General features: G+C 51.2%; 18 protein-coding genes. 1 reads left to right on the top strand and 17 read right to left on the bottom strand.

Annotated elements, in window-relative coordinates; genetic code table 11:
* Window positions 1-46: 46 nt before the first annotated feature.
* The 9 genes from AB1I49_RS02830 to AB1I49_RS02790 all read right to left on the bottom strand — a co-directional run bounded on the left by AB1I49_RS02830 (window position 47) and on the right by AB1I49_RS02790 (window position 8,328).
* Complete coding sequence (locus AB1I49_RS02830; RefSeq protein ID WP_316610601.1) at window positions 47-1,450, bottom strand: oxaloacetate decarboxylase subunit alpha; 1,404 nt, start codon at window positions 1,448-1,450, stop codon at window positions 47-49.
* Between the two features lie 18 nt (window positions 1,451-1,468).
* The gene (locus AB1I49_RS02825) at window positions 1,469-1,834 is read right to left on the bottom strand and encodes a DUF2118 domain-containing protein (RefSeq protein ID WP_316610602.1); all 366 of its coding nucleotides are present in this window, start codon (window positions 1,832-1,834) and stop codon (window positions 1,469-1,471) included.
* A gap of 66 nt (window positions 1,835-1,900) precedes the next feature.
* On the bottom strand, window positions 1,901-3,214 hold the full coding sequence (locus tag AB1I49_RS02820) for a carboxyl transferase domain-containing protein (RefSeq protein ID WP_407721328.1): 1,314 nt from the start codon (window positions 3,212-3,214) through the stop codon (window positions 1,901-1,903).
* Window positions 3,215-3,291: 77 nt separating this feature from the next.
* Complete coding sequence (locus AB1I49_RS02815; protein ID WP_407721327.1) at window positions 3,292-4,044, bottom strand: pseudouridine synthase; 753 nt, start codon at window positions 4,042-4,044, stop codon at window positions 3,292-3,294.
* Window positions 4,037-5,155 carry a D-alanyl-D-alanine carboxypeptidase family protein gene (locus tag AB1I49_RS02810; protein WP_316610605.1) on the bottom strand — a complete coding sequence of 373 codons (1,119 nt, stop codon included), beginning with the start codon at window positions 5,153-5,155 and terminating at the stop codon, window positions 4,037-4,039. Before AB1I49_RS02810 ends, AB1I49_RS02815 begins: the two co-directional genes overlap by 8 nt.
* 49 nt (window positions 5,156-5,204) lie before the next feature.
* Complete coding sequence (gene ytfJ, locus AB1I49_RS02805; RefSeq protein ID WP_316610606.1) at window positions 5,205-6,320, bottom strand: GerW family sporulation protein; 1,116 nt, start codon at window positions 6,318-6,320, stop codon at window positions 5,205-5,207.
* A gap of 18 nt (window positions 6,321-6,338) precedes the next feature.
* A complete protein-coding gene (scpB, locus tag AB1I49_RS02800; RefSeq protein ID WP_316610607.1) occupies window positions 6,339-6,890 on the bottom strand; it encodes an SMC-Scp complex subunit ScpB in 552 nt (183 codons plus the stop codon).
* Window positions 6,887-7,603, bottom strand: a complete 717-nt coding sequence (locus AB1I49_RS02795) for a segregation and condensation protein A (protein ID WP_407721326.1) — start codon at window positions 7,601-7,603, stop codon at window positions 6,887-6,889. The genes scpB and AB1I49_RS02795 overlap by 4 nt, the downstream gene beginning before the upstream one ends.
* Before the next feature lie 8 nt (window positions 7,604-7,611).
* Window positions 7,612-8,328 carry a site-2 protease family protein gene (locus AB1I49_RS02790; protein WP_316612341.1) on the bottom strand — a complete coding sequence of 239 codons (717 nt, stop codon included), beginning with the start codon at window positions 8,326-8,328 and terminating at the stop codon, window positions 7,612-7,614.
* Between the two features lie 175 nt (window positions 8,329-8,503).
* On the opposite strand from AB1I49_RS02790, the gene rpmB reads away from it, so the two are divergent.
* Entirely contained in the window at window positions 8,504-8,692 is a 189-nt protein-coding gene (gene rpmB / locus AB1I49_RS02785; protein WP_015523414.1) for a 50S ribosomal protein L28, read from the top strand.
* A gap of 87 nt (window positions 8,693-8,779) precedes the next feature.
* Here rpmB and AB1I49_RS02780 read toward each other — a convergent pair whose 3' ends face one another.
* The 8 genes from AB1I49_RS02780 to AB1I49_RS02745 all read right to left on the bottom strand — a co-directional run bounded on the left by AB1I49_RS02780 (window position 8,780) and on the right by AB1I49_RS02745 (window position 19,053).
* Window positions 8,780-9,805: a hypothetical protein gene (locus tag AB1I49_RS02780; protein WP_316610610.1), complete on the bottom strand. Its 1,026-nt coding sequence runs from the start codon at window positions 9,803-9,805 to the stop codon at window positions 8,780-8,782.
* A 118-nt stretch (window positions 9,806-9,923) separates the two neighbouring features.
* Complete coding sequence (locus AB1I49_RS02775) at window positions 9,924-11,225, bottom strand: hypothetical protein (protein ID WP_407721325.1); 1,302 nt, start codon at window positions 11,223-11,225, stop codon at window positions 9,924-9,926.
* A 125-nt stretch (window positions 11,226-11,350) separates the two neighbouring features.
* Window positions 11,351-12,193: a hypothetical protein gene (locus tag AB1I49_RS02770; RefSeq protein WP_407721324.1), complete on the bottom strand. Its 843-nt coding sequence runs from the start codon at window positions 12,191-12,193 to the stop codon at window positions 11,351-11,353.
* A 261-nt stretch (window positions 12,194-12,454) separates the two neighbouring features.
* On the bottom strand, window positions 12,455-16,018 hold the full coding sequence (locus tag AB1I49_RS02765; protein ID WP_407721323.1) for a pullulanase X25 domain-containing protein: 3,564 nt from the start codon (window positions 16,016-16,018) through the stop codon (window positions 12,455-12,457).
* Between the two features lie 178 nt (window positions 16,019-16,196).
* Complete coding sequence (galE, locus tag AB1I49_RS02760) at window positions 16,197-17,210, bottom strand: UDP-glucose 4-epimerase GalE (RefSeq protein ID WP_407721322.1); 1,014 nt, start codon at window positions 17,208-17,210, stop codon at window positions 16,197-16,199.
* A gap of 41 nt (window positions 17,211-17,251) precedes the next feature.
* A complete protein-coding gene (locus AB1I49_RS02755) occupies window positions 17,252-17,770 on the bottom strand; it encodes a peptidylprolyl isomerase (RefSeq protein ID WP_316610706.1) in 519 nt (172 codons plus the stop codon).
* A 20-nt stretch (window positions 17,771-17,790) separates the two neighbouring features.
* Entirely contained in the window at window positions 17,791-18,189 is a 399-nt protein-coding gene (locus AB1I49_RS02750) for a DUF2752 domain-containing protein (RefSeq protein ID WP_316617110.1), read from the bottom strand.
* A 66-nt stretch (window positions 18,190-18,255) separates the two neighbouring features.
* Entirely contained in the window at window positions 18,256-19,053 is a 798-nt protein-coding gene (locus AB1I49_RS02745; protein ID WP_407721321.1) for a DUF4190 domain-containing protein, read from the bottom strand.
* Window positions 19,054-19,133 lie beyond the last annotated feature (80 nt).

The raw sequence follows: 19,133 nt of genomic DNA, 5'->3' as shown, positions 1-19,133 counted from the left end.
ATACAAACAATTAAGGGACAGCCGAGGCTGTCCCTTTAGCTTACCCTTAGACGGGGTGAATCATATTCTCTTTGTCGAGCAGATCGCCGTTGATGCCCGCCTTCGCGTTTCTGCGCTTCTCAAAGAAGTCGAGCGCAACCTTCGGGAACTGAGCGTAGGAGAGAACGTCCTCCTCCTGCTCGATCCACTCGGAGATCTCGCCTCTGAGCTTGTCGAGCTCGGGCTCAAGACGGTCTGCGGGTCTGCCGTGGATGATCTCCATATCGCCGCAGATCTTCTTCTGGAACTCGGGGTCGATAGGCATCGGGGTCGTGCCGTACTCGCCTGCAACCATGCCCTTGAACTCGCGGGTGCACATGCTGTAGCGCTCGCCTGTGATCACGTTGAACACAGCCTGTGTGCCGACGATCTGTGAGGTCGGGGTTACGAGCGGCGGATAACCTGAATCCTCGCGCACGCGCGGAACCTCCTCGAGAACCTCGTCGAGCTTATCCTCCTTGCCCGCCTGCTTGAGCTGGGAGAGGAGATTTGAGAGCATACCGCCGGGAACCTGATAAATCAGCGCCTTCGCGTCGGTAGCGAGCATCTTGTGGTCGAGCAGACCGTTTTCGATGTACTTGTCGCGCAGAGTCATGAAGTATGCGCGGATCTCGGCGAGCTGACGGATATCAAGACCCGTGTCGTACTCGGTTCCCTGAAGCGCCGCAACCATGGACTCTGTGGGAGCGTGAGAGGTGCCCAGAGCGAGAGGGCTGATAGCGGTGTCGATACCGTCGGCGCCTGCCTCAACCGCCTTCAGAAGGCACATGGAAGCAAGACCGGAGGTGTAGTGGGTGTGGAGCTGAACAGGCATCTCGGGAAGCGCCTGCTTGAGCGCCTTGACAAGGCTCTCGGCGCGCACGGGAGTGAGAAGCGCCGCCATATCCTTGATGCAGATCGAGTCAGCGCCCGCGTCGGCAATGCGCTTAGCGTACTCAACATAGTACTCGTCGGTAAAAACGGGACCTGTGGTGTAGCTGATGGCAACCTGAGCGTGGCCGCCCTCGCGGTTAGCCGCCTTGATAGCGGTCTGCAGGTTCTTGATGTCGTTGAGCGCGTCAAAGATACGGATAATATCGATGCCGTTCGCAATCGAGCGCTGTACGAGATACTCAACGCAGTCGTCCGCGTAGTGGCGGTAGCCGAGCATATTCTGTCCGCGGAAGAGCATCTGGAGCTTTGTATTGGGGCAATGATCCTTGATCGTGCGAAGTCTTACCCACGGATCCTCGTTGAGGAAGCGAAGGCAGGAGTCGTAGGTCGCGCCGCCCCAGCATTCGAGGGAATAGTAGCCGATTTTGTCGAGCTTGTCGAGAATCGGAAGCATATCCTCAGTTGTCATTCTGGTCGCAATCAAAGACTGGTGCGCGTCACGCAGCGCAGTCTCCGTTACTCTGATTTTCTTTGCCATATTGCCTTATTCTCCCCTTTAGTTCAGTGTTACGAGTACCTTGCCTGAATCAACAGCCTCGCCCTTGGCCACGTCGATTGTAGCGACGGTGCCGTCCTGGGGAGCCTTAACGGGAGTTTCCATCTTCATAGCCTCGATGAATACGAGGTCGTCGCCGGACTTTACAGCCTGTCCCGCGGAAACAACGACGTTAACAACGGTACCGGGCATGGGAGCCTTTACAACAATGCTGCCTGCCGCGCCTGCGGGAGCTGCGGGCTTTGCGGCGGGAGCGGGAGCTGCGGCTGCGGGTGCAGCGGCAACTGCGGGAGCCTCGGAGCCGGAAAGCTCTTCGACCTGTACATCATATGCGGTGCCGTTTACGGTAATTCTAAGATTCTTCATGTTTGATTTCCCCTTTATCTCAGTAATGTTCCAATGGAACGGTTAATTTATCAATACAAAATGCGGTTAAATGGTGCTGTGCTTCTTGGCGACAGTCGGAACTCTCTTGCCTGAGAGCATCTCAAGAGCTGAAAGCAGCGCTGCTCTGAGCTCATAAAACTCAACAATGCCGTCGACATAGCCGTTCTGAGCGGCGTTGAACGCGCTGAGCTTCTCCTGAGCGAACTTATCGGCAACAGCCTTTTGCTCGGAAACGGGAACATTCATCTCCTCGGGAGCCATGATGAACGCGGCAGCCTCAACGTTGACGGGAGAAATCACCGCCTCGGGAAGAGCGTAAACCACGTCGGCGTTCGCGCCTGTGCCCGCGAGAGCGATGTAAGCGGAACCGACAGCCTTGCCGACAACAACGGAAATCTTCGCTGTGGTGGCCTCGGCATACGCGGAAGTCAGCTTCGCGGCAGCCTTAATTTCCTCAAATCCGTCGCAATCGACGAAGGTGATCACGGGAATCGAGAAAGCGTCGCAAAAGCGGACGAACTTTGCCGCCTTGTTAGCAGCCTTGCAGTCGAGCTTGCCGCCTGTGGTGCGAACCACGCCGATAACCTGTCCGCCGAGACGGGCAAGTCTGATGCGCGCGTTGTCGCCGAAATCGTCCGCGATACGGAGCTTTGAGCCTGCGTCAACGAGCTTGCTGACGATGCAGTTGGTGTTTTCACCGTCGGGCTCAACGCTGTCGTACTGGGGCGCTGTGGTCAGGTTATTGGAGGGAAGATATGTCATCAGCTCTCTCGCCTTTGCCACCGCGTCGGAGCTGTCCTTCGCGATAAAGGAAGCGGTACCCTTCTTTGCGTTTGTCTGCGCGTCCGCGTCCTTGCCTGTCACGTCGAGAGAAAGCTGAGCGTCCTCTGTCATAATCACAAAATCAGCGCTTGCCGCAGCCAGAGCGTTTGTACCCAAGCAGGTGCCCGTTACTACGGAAATCTGCGGTACCGCGCCCGAAATCTTCGACGCGTATTTCAGCACCTCACCTGCGCCCGCGAGCAGCTCTGTGCCCTGAGCGAGTCTGCCGCCGACGCTGTCGTAAAAGCCGACAACGGGTGCGCCTGTCTTGAGAGCGAGAGCGTAGAGCTTCCTGAGCTTCGCTGTCTGCGCCTTGCTGAGAGCGCCGCCGCTGATATCGCTGTTCTGCGCGAACGCGTAAACCGGCAGACCCTCAACGGTGCCGTAGCCAGCTACTGCCTCGGCAAAGCCCTCGCCTGATTTTGCGAAAGCGTCAATCTCGCAAAAGCTGTCAGCGTCAAAAAACTCCGTGATCGTCTTGTACGCGGAGGTCGCTGCGATTTCAGCCCTTGCGGCATTGATTTGTTCCATACTCATTACATTATTCCTCCAATGCCAATATTACTCAAACATCTTATAGTATACTACAAAATGAGATAAAAAACAATAGATTTTTAAATAACCCGTCCTTTAACGATCGGGTTCGCGAGAAGATTTTTTACTTCCTTCTCGGTGAGGTCGCGCCAGTCGCCCTGCTTGAGCATTCCCATCTTGACGCCGCCTATCTGGGTACGGCGAAGTCTCGCGACCTCCAGCCCCACCGCCGCGCACATTTTGCGGATCTCGCGGTTCTTGCCCTCGTGCAGGATCATCTCGAGCACAACGCGGTTAGCTTCCTTGTCCTGTACGAGAACGTGGACGATCGCAGGTGCGGTCTTTTTGCCGTCGATTTCAACGCCTGTCTCGAGCTTTACGAGCTGTTCCTCGGTGATGCCCGGGCGGACGGTCACGCGGTAGAATTTATACACGCTGTTGCGCGGATGCATGACCTTGTTGGCAAATTCGCCGTCGTTTGTGAAAACGAGCATTCCCTCAGAGTCCTTGTCCAGCCTTCCGATGGGATAAACCCTCTCGCCTACGTCCGCGACGAGCTCCGCGACGCACTTTCTGCCCTTCTCGTCGCTCATAGTGGTGACAAAGCCGCGCGGCTTGTTGAGCATTATGTAGCGGTACTTGGTGCGCGGCATAACAATCCTCTTGCCGCTGACAAAGACCTTGTCCTTGTCCGTCACCTTGTCGCCGAGGATCGCGGGCTTGCCGTTGACCTTGACCTTGCCCTGCAAAATCAACTCCTCAGCCTTTCTGCGCGACGCGATGCCGCACTGAGCCAAAAATTTTTGTAATCTGATGGGTTCTTTTTTATCCATGTGTAAACAAATCCTTTATCCAGTCAAAAAATCCCCTTTGGTACTGCCGCTCGGGCGCGTCAGCCGCCGCTATAAGGGGTACCGCGCCGAGCAGCTCGCCGTCCGCACGGTATTCGATTCTGCCGACCTGACGACCCTCCCCGATCGGCGCGTAGAGGAAGTTGTCGAGCACGACCCTGCGCTCGACCTCAGCGTCATCCGGTACCGTCGCGGAGAAGTCCTTGCCGCCGACAACGGGTACGGAGTCGCTTTCACCGCCGACGAGCGGAACGTCGAGCCGATATTCACTGTCATCTGAACGGACAGCCTTCAGCCTCGAAAAGCCGTAATCGTAAAGCGAAATGTGGTCGTCCCAGTCACTTTTATCGTTAAGCGTGACACAGATCAGCGTCAGACCGTCTTTCTTTGCCGCCGAAACAAGGCACCTGCCCGCGGCCTGGGTGTAACCCGTCTTGCCGCCTATGCAGTATTCATATAGAGAAAGCAGGCGGTTGTGGTTAGTATATGTCACGCGCTTGTCATTCGGCTCGCGAAACACCACCTGAGCGCTTTTCAGTGAGGTGAGATCGGCGAAATCAGCGTTCTTCAAGCCCTCAGCCATCAGCAGCGCAAGGTCATAGGCGGTGCTGTAGTGGTCGTCGTCATCGAGTCCGCTCGGCGTGACAAAGTGAGTGTTATTCATTCCGATTTCTGCCGCACGCTCATTCATAAGCTCCGCAAAGCCCTCAGAGCTGCCGCCTATAGTGATCGCGGCAGCGTTTGCCGCGTCGTTGCCCGAGGACATCATCATTCCGACAGCCAGATCGCGCAGTGTGACCTGCTCGCCGAGCTTGAGGTACATCGAGCTGCCCTCGGCTGTCATGTCCTTGTTAAACGTGATGATATCATTGCCCTTTGCGGCGCTCTCAAGCGTAATCAGCGTGGTCATGAGCTTGGTCGTGCTTGCGGGTTTCATGCGCTCGTTTTCGTTCTTTGAAGCGAGGATCTCACCGTTGTCGGGACAGTAGAGCACGTACACCTGAGCGCCCGTTTCGGGGGCGTCGGCGGCGTACGCTTTGAGCGGAATAAACGCGCAAACGGCGCAGATCATGATTGCGGCAAGTCTTTTCATAGGAACCCCTCCCGCTTAATTTTACGCGGAAGGGCTCTGTTTTATGAAATCAAATATCGATATCGTCCACCGTGATCTCTGAGAAGTCGTCCGTCTTGGCAATTTCGCCTTCCTTATTCTTCTTGCGGTCACCAACGAACTCCTTTACCTTGGTAACAACATCGGGAATCGCGTTGATTATGCCGTCAAGCGCTGATTTGTTGCCGTCGACGGGAATCAGGCGCACATTGCCCTGATATACCGTGAGAAAGGCGACAGGCTGAATCGTAACGCCTGCGCCCGAACCGCCGCCAAAGCAGTCCTTGTTCTCCTTCTTGGTGGGGAGGTCGGAGCCGCCCGAGGCGAAGCCGTAGCTGACCTTGGAAACAGGGATAATCAGCGTGCCGTCAGCAGACGTGATCGGAGTGCCGACGATGGTGTTGACGTCAATCATCTCTTTGATTTTTTCCATTGTGATGTTCATTAAGCTGCCGATTGGATGTTCCATATCGCTCTCTCCTTTATTTGAAGTTTGTTCATTCAGGAATTTTTCAAGCTCCTCGGTTTTGCCGCGCCTTAGCGCGAGCAGGAGCTTTATTATACGAAAGCCGTATTTGAATACCAGACCGACGACCCAGATTATTCGGATCCTGATGTCGATTTCGGCGTAATATACGGACTTGTCTTTTTCGTTGAAGTTCGGCGCAATGTCTACGCCGTAGTGTCTGCAGTGGGCAACGTCAGCGAGAATGCTGACCGCGGGATAGACCGAAAGGCAGAAGTAGCCGTACTTAACGGCGGTGTCCTGCGCGTCTGAGCCGACGTAGGTGATGCTGACCTGCAGATTGCGGATCACAAGGTGCTTGAAGAAGTCCTTCATTACTCCGCCCGCGAGGGTCGCGATCTGCCGAATCAAATCGACAAACCAGCCGATGCCCTTCTCCTTGAGCAGGCTCGGCTTCTTTTCCTTCGGCTTTTCCTCCTGCTTCTCCTCTTTCTTTGGTTCTTTCTTCTTTTTCTTCTTTTTGGGCTTTTTCGGCTTCGGCGGATAAAGCTGTATCGTTATGAAACCGATTTTAAGCTCCGCGATAAATTCTTCGTTGTAGCACACCCTCACCCCGACGGGTATGAGCAGTATCAGCAGGAAAAAGAGGATTATTCCGATTAATATATACAGCCAGAGCAAAATAACCCTCCCTCTTGTTTATTCCTCAGCGGTTTGTGCTTCAGGCTCGTCCTTTTTTTCGTCCTCGGGAAGCGGCGGCAGATCATCCAGACTCTGCAGATTAAAGCAGCGCAGGAAGTTCTCGGTCGTGCCGTACAAAAGCGGCCGTCCCGGCAGCTCAAGCCTGCCCTTCTCTTCGATCAGATCCTTCGAGGTCAGGCTGCCGATAACACCGCTGCAGTCAACGCCTCTCACCTGCTCGACAAACGCCTTTGTGACGGGCTGGTTGTAGGCGACAACCGCGAGCACCTCCAGAGCCGCCTGCGAAAGCGGAGTGTTGCGGCGCAGATCCATAACCGTGCGTATCTGAGGCGCGTATTCCTTATTCGAAATCATCTGGAAGGAATTATCCAGACGCAATATTGTTATTCCCCTGTCGGCGGCTTTATACTCCTCAATCAGCGTTTCGGCGTACTCAATCGCCTGTTTTTCGCTGATTTCGAGCGCCTCGGCTATTCGCGAGGCCTCAACCGACGCTCCGCTCGCGAAGAGTATCGCCTCAATCGCGGCGGTGTAGTTTATTTCACTCATTCTCTATCCCCTTCGATCATTCTGACGACAGCATGCTCGCCCTCGCCCTCAATGCGTACGCGCTTGCCCTTGACAAGCTCGAGAGTTGCGAGAAATGTCGCGACAAGCTCGCTCTTGCCGTCGCACGCCTCAAATATCTCGTGGTACTCAAGCCGCTTACCGTGGCGCAGCCTTCGCATGAGGTGAATGATTCTGCTGTTTACCGAGACGATCTTGTGGGCGACAATGCCCGAAAATGCCTGCTCGGAAGGCGGCAGCCTTCGTTTGCCTCTGCCCACCGCGCTGATATAGCCCTTGACGATATCAGTGCTCGGGTGAAGGCGGTTGTAGGTCAAGTCATATTCCACGGGAGAAGCCTCACGGAAAAATGCGTCAAAATCGTAGATACCGCCGAGCTTTGCCGCGATCTCACGGCATACGGCGTACTCAAGCAGCTGTCCTGTCAGCTCCTTCTTAAGCTCCTCAGCCTCTTCCTCGTACTTCGGGAGAAGCATGACGGATTTTATATAGACAAGCCGCGACGCCATTGTCAGGAATTCCGAGGCTATGTCCATCCGGTTTTCACGCATCTGCGCGATCTGCTCCATATACTGGTCGAGCAGCTCTGATATCTGAATGTCGTAGATGTCGATCTTATTCTTCGAAATCAGCGAAAGCAGCAAATCCAGAGGTCCCTCGAATACGTCGAACTTGTACTGTAACTGTGCTTCCATTCTCAGCCTCAGAAAATCGCGTTAAACGGAACCGTGCTCTGTCCGAAAAGCCGGAACGGCAGAGTTGAGAACTGATATATTCCGTATAGCGCGCCGCGCGAAAGGAAGGTCAGCACGTAGCTGAGCGGGCCTGCCCACAGCAGTACGATCAGGCCGATCATGAAGAACATCTGGTAGCGGTAGAAGAACATTACCGCCTTGTCGGGCAGGAAAACGAACAGTATCTTTGAACCGTCGAGCGGCGGAATGGGCAGAAGGTTGAACACTGCGAGGTTGACGTTTACAATGATGTAGAACTGCAGAAACGCCAGCACGTAGCTGCCGAATCCGCCTGCCGTGAAAAACGTTGGTACTATACACCACAGCGTATGGAAAACAAACAGTCCCGCGAGAGCAGCGATGAGGTTCGCGACAGGTCCCATGAACGCGGTGATCGCCATTCCGACCTTCGGGTTCTTGAAGTAGCGCGCATCAACAGGCACGGGCTTTGCCCAGCCAAAGCCGATGAACAGCATTGCCAACGCACCAACTGGGTCGATGTGGCTGAGAGGATTCAGCGACAGTCTGCCGCGCTGCTTTATGCCCTTATCGCCGAGCAGGTAGGCGGTTTGCGCGTGAGCCCACTCGTGGAACGGCAAAATCAGAAAGATGATGACGAGAACCGCCAGAATTTCGGCGATAATCGTCTGGATTGTAAAATTTCCGCTGAGTAACTGAGAAAGCATATAAGCCTCCATAATAGATTTATAGGTAATATATATTATACAATATCGTAACCGAAATTACAAGATAAAAAAACAAGTTGAGAAATTTTCGAAAAACACTTGCTTTTTTTTCATTTTTCTGTTATTATAACAAAGTTAGGAATAATATTTGATTTGAATAAGGAGGTGCAGACGCATGGCAAAATGTGAATTCTGCGGTAAGGATGTAAAGTTCGGTATCAAGGTATCTCACTCACACAGACGTTCCAACAGAACCTGGAAGCCCAACGTACAGCGCGTAAAGGCTATCGTTGACGGATCTCCCAAGCGTGTATATGCTTGCACCCGTTGTTTGCGTTCAGGCAAGGTAACCCGTGCCAACTAAGAATTAAATGGGCTGTTCACCGGAACAGCCCTTTTTTCATATCTGTAAAAATATTAAGGTCGGACTGTGAGTCCGACCTTTTTTCGTTTAGTTATAAAGAATTTCCTTCTTGCGCATTACGAACAGCGCGGACGTCGCAATAAACAGCGCGCCCAGACAGATAAGCGCATTTCCGGGGCCGCCCGTGCCTACGGGAGCCTTTTCCTCGGGTGTGGTCGGCGGCTCAGTCGGAGCTGTCGGCGGTTCGGGCTTTTCACCTGTTGCAGAGGTCGCGTCTGTCGACGCCGTGTTATATGCGGTACTCTCCTCGGGTTCATCGGGAGTTGCTGGAATAATGTTTCCGTGCTCGTCCGTTGCCAGCGGAGCTGTCGTTACGGGAGCGGTGGTCGCCTGGACGAAGTTCGATTGCGTGAGGAAAGTGTTGCGGGAAAGACGTACAGAATCGATCGCTCTCTGGCTCAGCTCCGAATTTGATACAAAAAATACTTCTTTATCTACATCGCTTTTGCGGGTCTTTGGGTCAAGCTCGGAAGCGCACAGCACATCGACAGTGAGGTCGCACTTTGTAATAACAGGCTGCTCAGGGTCAAGCTCATTGACATTGAAGATAATCTTAACGAAAGGAACCTCTTTCGTGGAAAAATCGTAAAGATTAATGCTGGACGAGCGGTAGATAATCACGTTTTCGCCGTAGGTGATGGCTGCCTTGTCGCCGATCGTGGGACAGATCGACTCGGGATTGTTCAGCTCCTCAGAAACAGTGAAAACCTCGGGGTCATAATAGAGGTACCATTGTACGTTCATCATGTTCATAGAACAACGCAAAGAATAGGTAACCTCAACCTGCTTCTTGCTGACGGAATACTCAGCCGTAGCGTTCGGGAAAAAATTTGAGATCGCATTGACGGTAAGCGCGGGATAATCCGCGGGAATGACCTCCTCGGTTGAAGTCGGCTGCGTCGTTTCAGCGGTTGATGACAACGGCTCGGTGCTATCTTGGGCAGCAGGCGTATTCAGTTGTGTTTCCTCAGGCTCTTCCTCAGCGTAAACTCCCGTAAGGGACGCAATCACGAGGACGAGTGTCATAAAAAGACAAACCGTCCATTTAGACATCACGAAAACCTCCGAACAGCATTTTCTCTATACATTATACCCTAAGTTGTATTAAAAATCAAGCATTACAAAAACAAACGCTCCCTCAGATAAGGGAGCGTTTATGGTAATCAGTTAATTACTTGTTGTACTTCTTGCGTGAGAAGTAGAATACGCCGAGAGCGCCGACTACAACTACAAAGATAACTGCTGCGAAGGAGAAGTCGCCTGTAGCAACGGAACCGTTCGCGCTATTGGTGCTGCTGTTGCTTGAGGAGCCCTTGGTGGCGCCTGTAGCGGAAGTAGCATCGGGAGATGCAGTGGGAGCAACAGTTGTAGGCTGAGTGGGAACTGAAGGATGCTCGGGAGCAGTCTTGTCTTCATAGTACTTGCCCGTGAAGTTGCCGTAAACCATAAGATTAACCTTAACCTTACGTGACTCACCGGTTTTTTCATCAGTTAAGGTAACTTCCTTAAGCTGATTTACAGAGCCGTATTCATCAATTACAAGATCGCTTTTTTCGGGAAGAACGGGATTACCTTTATCATCAAAGGTGATACCTGTGTTTTCCATAAGGAGTTCCTTGGTCGGCCATGTGCCGTACTCGCCCTTGCCATAATAGAAGAACCAGTCACCGTCGTATGTATCCTTACCTTCGGGAACGATGGTGTAGGACTTTCTGATGGTATTCTTGTCAAGGTTAGCAACAAATACCATGTTATCAAAGTTCTGAGCGATACCGTCGCCGTTTTCCATCTCTACATAGAAGTTCTTTGCATACTTGCCGAACTCGGGAATATCGAGTTCAAACTCGTCATCCTCAACAGCTGCCTGGAGTGCTTCGTAAATAGCAGCAACCTCAGCGGCCTCATCCTTGGTCATCTGAGTCTCATCATCACTCCAGTTTACGTGATCCATCTCAACTGCGTCAGCAGCCTTGTCCCATACATACTTCCAAAGAGCCTTTGTATAGTAGTCGGACTCCATGAATGAATAGTACTGAGCGGGAGTATCCTTGATCTGGCAGGCAGCATAGAAACGTTCCCATGTAAAGCCTTCAGTGTTAGGCATACCACCGTCGATATGGTTGCTGAAAATAATCTGGTTAGCGTCTGCGGGAACAGGAGTACTGTAAAGGTTCTTTACGCCTTCCTCATCAACGGTCTTTACCTTATAGCCGGGCCAGTCATGTGTAAATACACTGCCGGGAGTGTCAGAACCGGTCCACCAGTAGATACCGGCGCATTTCTCGTTCTTTGTCCAATAATCACTTTCCCAGGCACCGGGCATAGCAAAACTGTATGTCTTAGCTGTAACGCCGGGAGTGGGAGTGTAAGTATCGTCAGGGTTCTTTGTAGCGGAAGCGGTAACTACGCCTGTAGCAACGATGCTCGCGGAAAGAGCGCCTGCGAGAACTACGCTTAAAATTCTCTTTCTCATATTAAATTCCTCCAATAGTATTCCGATTTTCGGTTATCACTATTATATAACAAAATAATTAAAAAATCAAGACAAAGTTTAAATAAACCTTCGTTCAGATGCACAAATGTGTATTGCTTACCTAATTATTTTTCGTCAGAAGAATCAGTTTTTTCAGTTTTTCCTGCTTTTTTCTTATTTTTTATCACGATGACAATTGCGGCAATAACAAGCGCGGCAATAACGGGAATGCCGATCGCGAGAATCCAGAAGTTCGGGTTTTTCGCAGGACTGTTCTCAACATCCTCGTATCTTGTAACTTCAATCACGTCATTTTCGTATACATTGTAGGTTGCGTGATGCTTGCCCTCCACAGACTCGTGGTTGTCCTTGTTCGGAGTATTCTCCTCGCCCATTCCGTCAACATAATTGATGAAGCTGCTTTGACGTTCGTTGAGAGTTTCCTCATCGCTGGTGATAGGCGGAACTCCGTCGGTTATTACCTTTTTACCATTTACCTCGAGATCATACGTCCACTTGTATGACTTCAGATAGGTCATATCGTCGCCGTACATTTCGGTGACAAAGTATTCAATCGACGCTTCGCCGCCCTTGATTGCCTCAAACTCACATGAAAGAAAAACATCCTTTGCGGCAAAGCTGACAGGATTGCCGATATCTGTCCAGTTCATTGGGATCTTTCCGTCGATATCGGGATTATAGAAGAGATTGTCAAACTTTTCTGAGGTAAGAGATTTTTTATCAAGCTTAAGATATTCGCTGTTGTAGAACAGACGAAGCTCAAAGCCGATAATGTCTTCCTTTGTTTCATCAAGGTAAAGGGTGAACTTAACGGTGTCACCTACATTAACCTTGCCTTCTCCGTTAATTGTCAGCACATCATCGGCTGCATTCGCGGCGGAAACAGATGTTGTGAGAATCAATGCGGTCATCATAACAGCGGTAATGATAGAAATCAGTCGTCTCATAATTAATATCTTTCCTTTTACGTTGATTGTTCTGAATCAGAGGAATTTTCGTCTGATTAGCTATTCTATTATATAACATAAAAAATATTATTTCAACGAATATTAAAGGATTTTCACCAATTTTTCATATAAAATTCAAATTTAATCTGTTCTCGTTTGGATACTAACCGAGTTAATTCCTTAATGTGCAAAAAAACACCCTCCGATTTCTCGGAGGGTGCCAAACTTATTCAGTTTTCAAATTTGAATCATAGACTCAAATTATTCCTTATCTCTTCTGCGTGCAAAGTAGATAGCCGCAGTTGCAGATACAAGTACGAGGAGGATAATTACAGCCATAGAAGCACTACCGGTCTTAACGGTACCATTGCTGCTGTTGCTGCTATCCTTTGTAGCAGAATCTGATGTAGACTTGGATGTTGTGGGAGCTATTGTAGTAGCAGGAGCTGTTGTCTCGGGAGCTGTTGTTGTCTCGGGAGCAACAGTTGTGGGAGCATCAGTTGTGGGCTCTACAGGCTCTGTTGTGGGAGCTTCTGTTGTAGGCTCTACAGTTGTGGGAGCTTCTGTTGTAGGCTCTACAGTTGTGGGAGCCTCTGTGGTGGGCTCTACGGTTGTGGGAGCCTCTGTGGTGGGCTCTACGGTTGTGGGAGCCTCTGTGGTGGGCTCTACAGTCGTGGGAGCCTCTGTGGTGGGCTCAGCAGTTGTGGGAGCCTCGGTTGTGGGCTCTTCAACGGGAACAAGTGCGAACTCGTCAAGAGTCATAGTGGTGTCAACAGTGCCGGAAGCAAGAGCCTTGAAGGTAAGGTTGATGAAGGCATTGTCAGCATCTACTGCATAACCTTTGATGTTGGAAGCGTTAGCCTTTACAACACCGGCAACAGTATCGTTGATCTCTGCACCGGAGGTGATCTGAGGCATCTCAGCATTTACAAGCTCGAGCTTGGTAGCATCATAGTTGAAGATCCACTGTAAGGACTCAACAGCCTTAGCGTCGGAATCAAGCTTCCATGTGAGTGTGAAGGTGTCGACAACATTGACAGTCTTTGCAGCTTCGCCGTCGAGAGCGAATACCTTAGGCATGTCAGTTACGTGCTCACTTACACCGGTGTTAACGTTAACTGCGAGAGTCTCGGGAGCGGGCTGAGTTGTGGTGGGAGCCTCAGTTGTGGGCTCTTCTCTGTTTACAAAGATGGTGTATGTAGCACCGGTCTTCTTTGTGGTATCCCAGTTAGTAATATCGAGCTGGAGTGTTACGTTGCAGGTATCGTCCTCAGACTCAACGTTGAAGAGAATGTTCTCACCGTTGTACTGAGAAGGATTAGCCTCGTTGAGCTTAGCTTCGGTATCCTTTACAAGACCCCAGTTGATATCCCAACCGCCGTTAGCAGCAAACTTGAACTGATATTCTGTGTTGGTATCAACATCTTCGTAGGTGATCTCATAAACGCCGGGCTTAACTTCTGTCATTCTGTTCTCAGCAGCAGCGGGATCCCAGGTAATACCGTTAAGGAAGTTGCCCTGGCCGCCGCCGACAGCAGTGATGGAGTCGATCTTGTATACGGGCGGAATTACGGTGTCGCCCTTAACAGCGAACTCGGCTGTTTCGGGGTTGTAGGTTACGGTTACGGTACCGTCAGCGTTGAGCATGAAGTCATAGTTGAGGTCTGTGCCGTCCATGCCGTGCCATACAGCGTTAGCAGGATCGCCGCCGACAAACTGAACAACCTTAACCTGATAGAGAGCGCCTTCCTCAGCAGCTACATCGGGTACTGTTACCTTGTAGAGGCCGTCAGCGGTATCAAAGGTCATTCTGTTGGTATCGGGATCGGGTGACCAGCCGTTCTCAACAAAGTTGGAGGAACCTGCGATTACAAAGATATCCTCAGCGGGCTTGGGCTCGGTTGTGGGAGCCTCTGTGGTGGGAGCTACAGTTGTGGGCTCTACGGTTGTGGGCTCAGCAGTTGTGGGCTCAGCAGTTGTGGGCTCCTCAGTGGGAGTAGGAGTAACTTCGGGCAGAATCTTGAAGCCCATTTCAGCCTTCTCAGCGAACTTAGCAAGCATTTCCTGATAGTTATCAGAGTTGCTGTTAGCCTCAAACCACGTATCGGGATCTACAGGCTGGCCCTTTGTGTTAAGAGTCAGAACCTGAGTATCGAGGAATACTTCTGTGTCGCCATCGCCAACAACCTCAAATACAGCGCTGATAACTGCCAGCGGAGTGCCGTCTTCTTCGGTCAGCCAGATGCCGCCGTCGTTGATGTTGGAGAAGTTGATGGGAAGTACAGGCTCAACAGCGAGGTTGTCCCAGTTAGCAACGATTGCGGTACCGGGAGTAGCGCTTGCAGCGGGAGTAAGAGTGCTCTTTCTGCCTTCCTTGTTGTTCTCTTCCTTAAGTGCGAGAACCTTGGGATCATACTTAAGCTCGAACTGGCCGTTTACCATCTGGTATGCTGCGGTGTTAATGAAGAACTGAACGGTAACCTTCTCGGGGATTTCGGGCTCGTTATAAGTCTGAGTAGCAGGCTTAAAGTAGTCAGAGTTTGACTTAGCATTTACAGTGAGGTGCTTAGCGGGAGCTGTTGTTGTGGGCTCTTCGGTTGTTGTGGGAGCCTCAGTTGTTGTGGGAGCCTCAGTGGTGGGCTCAGCAGTTGTGGGCTGCTCAGGTGCATTATAATCGGAATCGAAGGGACCTGCATAAACAGCAGAAGGAGTTTCCTTGGGGAGATACTCAAGGCCCTTCTGAACGATCTCAGAATTCTTAATAAAGAAATCTTCCTTAGGATCATCGTCATTCTTAACGTTCATGATTTCAACGTCGAGAACAACCTCTGTGTTACCGGTCTTACCGGTGGGATTGAAGGTTACGGAAACGAAAGGAACTCTGTCGCCTTCGTCATTGAGATCATAACCGTCAAGGTCAGAAGCGTTAGCCTTGATACCGCCCTTGGGCATTGACTCAACTTCAGTATTAACGATGGTACCTGCGCCTTCTGTAACTCTGAATATAAGGTTCTTCTTGCCCTTGCTGTCAGTGTTTACACCCTTGGTATTGTCAATGGTCAGGTAATCCTTGTCATAAGACATTGTCCACTGAGCATTGATCATATACTTCTCAGTCATCTGGATCCAGTAGGTAACAGTAACCTGACCTGTGGTGGGATCGAAGCTCTGAGTGTAGGTAGGAGTGATGTTTGACTTGGCAGTTACAACGAGCTTTTCGCCTTCGGGAGCGCCAACCTGTGCATCCTCTGCCTTAGCAGCAGCCTTGGGAGCTTCGGTGGCAACAGCTGCAACAGCTGTCTCAGCGGGCTCAGTTACGGGTGCTACGGTTGCAGCCGCAGCAGTTGTGGTCGCAGCAAGCTCAGCAGTTGCGGGCTCAGCTACTGTGGTCTCAACAGGGCTGGTTGACTCAACAGTCTTTACGCCTTTACCGGTAACAGTAACCTGATCGTCCTTAGCCTTGGGATCATACTTTACAGTAATGTCTCCGGCAGCAAAAACATCAATGGCAACATTCTTGCCATCGCTTGTGCCAATCCAATCGGTGCCGTTTGTTACCTTAAAGGAAACAGCCTTTTCGAAAGGACCAACAGCTTCATACACTTTCGTGTATGTTCCGTCTTCATTTGCGGTCATCGCGTTTGAATCGATCATGCCCTCGCCCCATGCCTTGGTGAAGAGCTCTTCGCTGTCACCAACTACATAATATGCAGCGGCAGCAACCTCTTCGTCACCTTCGGCAGCAGCAACGCTGATGGCGGTGATGGAAACCGATGTTACAATGAGCATTAACGCAAGCAGAAGACTTAATGCTTTTTTGAACATTTCTTTTTTTCCTCCTTGTTTAGTAATGCTTCTATAAGCAATACTATTATAATACAAGTGATTCCCAAAAGTCAATAAATTTTCGAAATTGGAAATCGGAAATTTTCGGTTTTTTGATAATTTGTTTATTCAAACAAATAATTAGTCAAGAATTTGTCGTTTTCCACAACAAAATAGCTTATTTATACCCGTTTAAATTATGCGACTGCCAGTTCCACGAGTCATAGCACATTTCGTCCATACCGAGCTCTGCCTTCCAACCTAATACTTTTTCGGCCTTTTCGGCGTTTGCAAAGCACTCGGCGATGTCTCCTGCCCTGCGCGGTTTGATAACATACGGGATTTTGATATTATTTACCCGCTCAAATGCCTTTACGATCTCGAGCACGCTGTAACCGGTGCCTGTGCCTAGGTTGACGATCTCAGCTCCGGTGTGGTCTGCGGAGTAGTCGATCGCCTTGACGTGACCCTTCGCAAGATCCACGACGTGGATATAATCGCGCACGCCTGTGCCGTCGCGTGTGGGATAGTCGTCGCCGAAAATTCCGAGCTGCGGCAGTCTGCCCGCGGCAACCTGGGTGATAAAGGGCATGAGGTTATTCGGAATGCCGTTGGGATCCTCGCCTATCCTGCCGCTCTTGTGCGCGCCGATGGGATTGAAGTAGCGCAGGATCACGATCGACATTCCTGGATTTGCGCGCTGTGTGTCGGTAAGAATCTGCTCCATCATCAGCTTTGTCCAGCCGTAGGGGTTGGTCGGGGTGCCTGTGGGCATGGTCTCAACCAGCGGAACCTCCTTCGGGGTGCCGTAAACCGTAGCCGATGAGCTGAAAATAAACCTCGTTACGTTATGGCGCTTCATTGCCTCGAGAAGCGTCAGGGTTGAATCGATGTTGTTTCGGTAGTACAGAAGCGGCTTTTCGCAGCTCTCACCCACCGCCTTGAGTCCCGCGAAGTGGATAACGGCGTCAATATCGTTCTCGCTGAAGATTTTTTCGACCGCCCCGGGGTCGCAAACGTCAGCCTCGTAGAGCTTGACCGATGCGCCGGTGATCTCCTCAACCCTCGCGATAGCCTCGGGGCAGGAGTTCGAATAGTTGTCGGCAACGACAACGCTGTGTCCCGCCTCAATCAGTTCAACGCAGGTGTGGCTGCCGATATAGCCTGCTCCGCCCGCTAAAAGTACGTTCATAAAAGTCCTCCTTAATATGCACTATATATAGTATACGAAAATCAGCACTTTTCGGGCTCGGGATATGCCTCTCCGAAGGTTTCTACCGTGACCTTGCGCATAATCTGAGCGTCCAAAGGCTTGTCGGAGAAATCGGTATCGCACTCAGCTATCTCGTTTACGACGTCCATGCCCTCGATAACCTTGCCGAAAGCCGCGTACTGGCCGTCGAGGTGCGGAGCCGCCTTGTGCATGATAAAGAACTGAGAGCCTGCGGAGTCGGGCATCATCGAACGCGCCATCGAGAGCACACCCTCTGTGTGCTTAAGTTCGTTCTTGAAGCCGTTCATCGCAAACTCACCCTTGATGCGGTAACCGGGACCGCCCATACCTGTTCCGTCGGGACAGCCGCCCTGAATCATGAAGCCGTAGATTACGCGGTGGAAAGTCAGGCCGTCATAAAATCCGTCGTTTACAAGGCTGATGAAGTTGTTGACCGTGTTCGGCGCGATTTCTGGATAAAGCTCAGCCTTGATGAGCTTGCCGCCGTCCATTTCGAATGTAACAATGGGATTTGACATAAATACACTTTCCTTTTCTATTATATTGGGGCAATCGCGGGAATGAAGTTGCGCAGAACAAAGTACGCGAACCACAAAACCAGCAGAAATACCATGAATTTCAAATTGTGCAGCGGCGGTATGCGGAAGCGCACGCCGAAAATTTTCAGCGCGAACTCGATGTAATACAGCGCCGCAATGACCGTCAGTACGGGAATTGAGAGGTTCTGCCTTAGCGCGAGAAGGATATTTCCGCTCAGAAGCGCCTTTACCGCCCTTGTTGAGCCGCAGCCGGGACAGTAAATATGAAAATACTGCACGCTCGGGCAGGTCGGAAAGGTAAAATGCGTCAGAACAAACCACGCCGCGAGCGCAAGCACCGCCAGAACCGCGAACGGCGCGACAATGACGAGCACCTTCTGCCATGGTTTATACTTCACGCGCTCACCTCCCTATAGCAGAATCGGGCAGATCACTCTGCCCGATGATTTACAGTTGTGAAGATTTTACCAGTTGTAGGAGCTGTACGGCGTGGAGAAGCTGCTGTTGCCGCTTACGCACATTACGACGATCATAATGATCGAGAGACCGATGCCTACGAATGAAAGAATCATGCCGACAAGAGCGAGCGGATTCTTCGCACCGCACTTTGCCTTAGAGATAATACCGAATACAGCGCCGGGAACACCGAACAGGATACCCCATCCGCAGCATCCGAAAACTACAGAGATGATACCGCAGACGAGAGAGATGATGCTGAACACCTTTGCCGCGCCTGTGGGACCCTCAGCGGGAGCCGCGTTGTAAACATTGCCCTGCTGGTACTCGGGCTGCTGATAGCCTGCCTGGTTGTAGTCGTAGGGCTGAACGGGATTGTTCTGATACTGGTTGTAGTAGTCGGGCTGAGCAGGCTGCTGCGGCTGATACTGGTTGTAATCGGGCTGAGCAGGCTGCTGCGGCTGGTACTGGTTGTAATCGGGCTGAACAGGCTGCTGCGGCTGATACTGGTTGTAGTCAGACTGAACAGGCTGCTGCGGCTGATACTGATTGTAGTCAGGCTGAGCGGGCTGCTGCGGCTGATACTGGTTGTAATCGGGCTGAGCGGGCTGCTGCGGCTGATACTGGTTGTAATCGGTCTGAGCAGGCTGCTGATACGGATTAGCGTCAGTATTCTGGTTATCAAAGCCGTTTCTGGGCTGGTTGTACTGAGCGAACTGAGCGGAATAATCCTTACCCTGCGGAGTCTGCTCAGGATTAGGCACCTGATTGGGCTGCACATTATCATTGTTGAAGTTGTTATCCATGATGGCTAACCTCCTTAAAAAATTATGGTTTTATTATAGAATAGATTGTCTTTCTTGTCAATCTTTTTTCAGACATATTA

It is taken from the genome of Ruminococcus sp. NATIVEDY160, from assembly GCF_045819885.1.
Taxonomy (GTDB): Bacteria; Bacillota; Clostridia; order Oscillospirales; family Acutalibacteraceae; genus Ruminococcoides.
The sequence above is the reverse complement of the archived record's forward strand: the minus strand, read 5'-3'. Positions and strand labels throughout refer to the sequence as shown.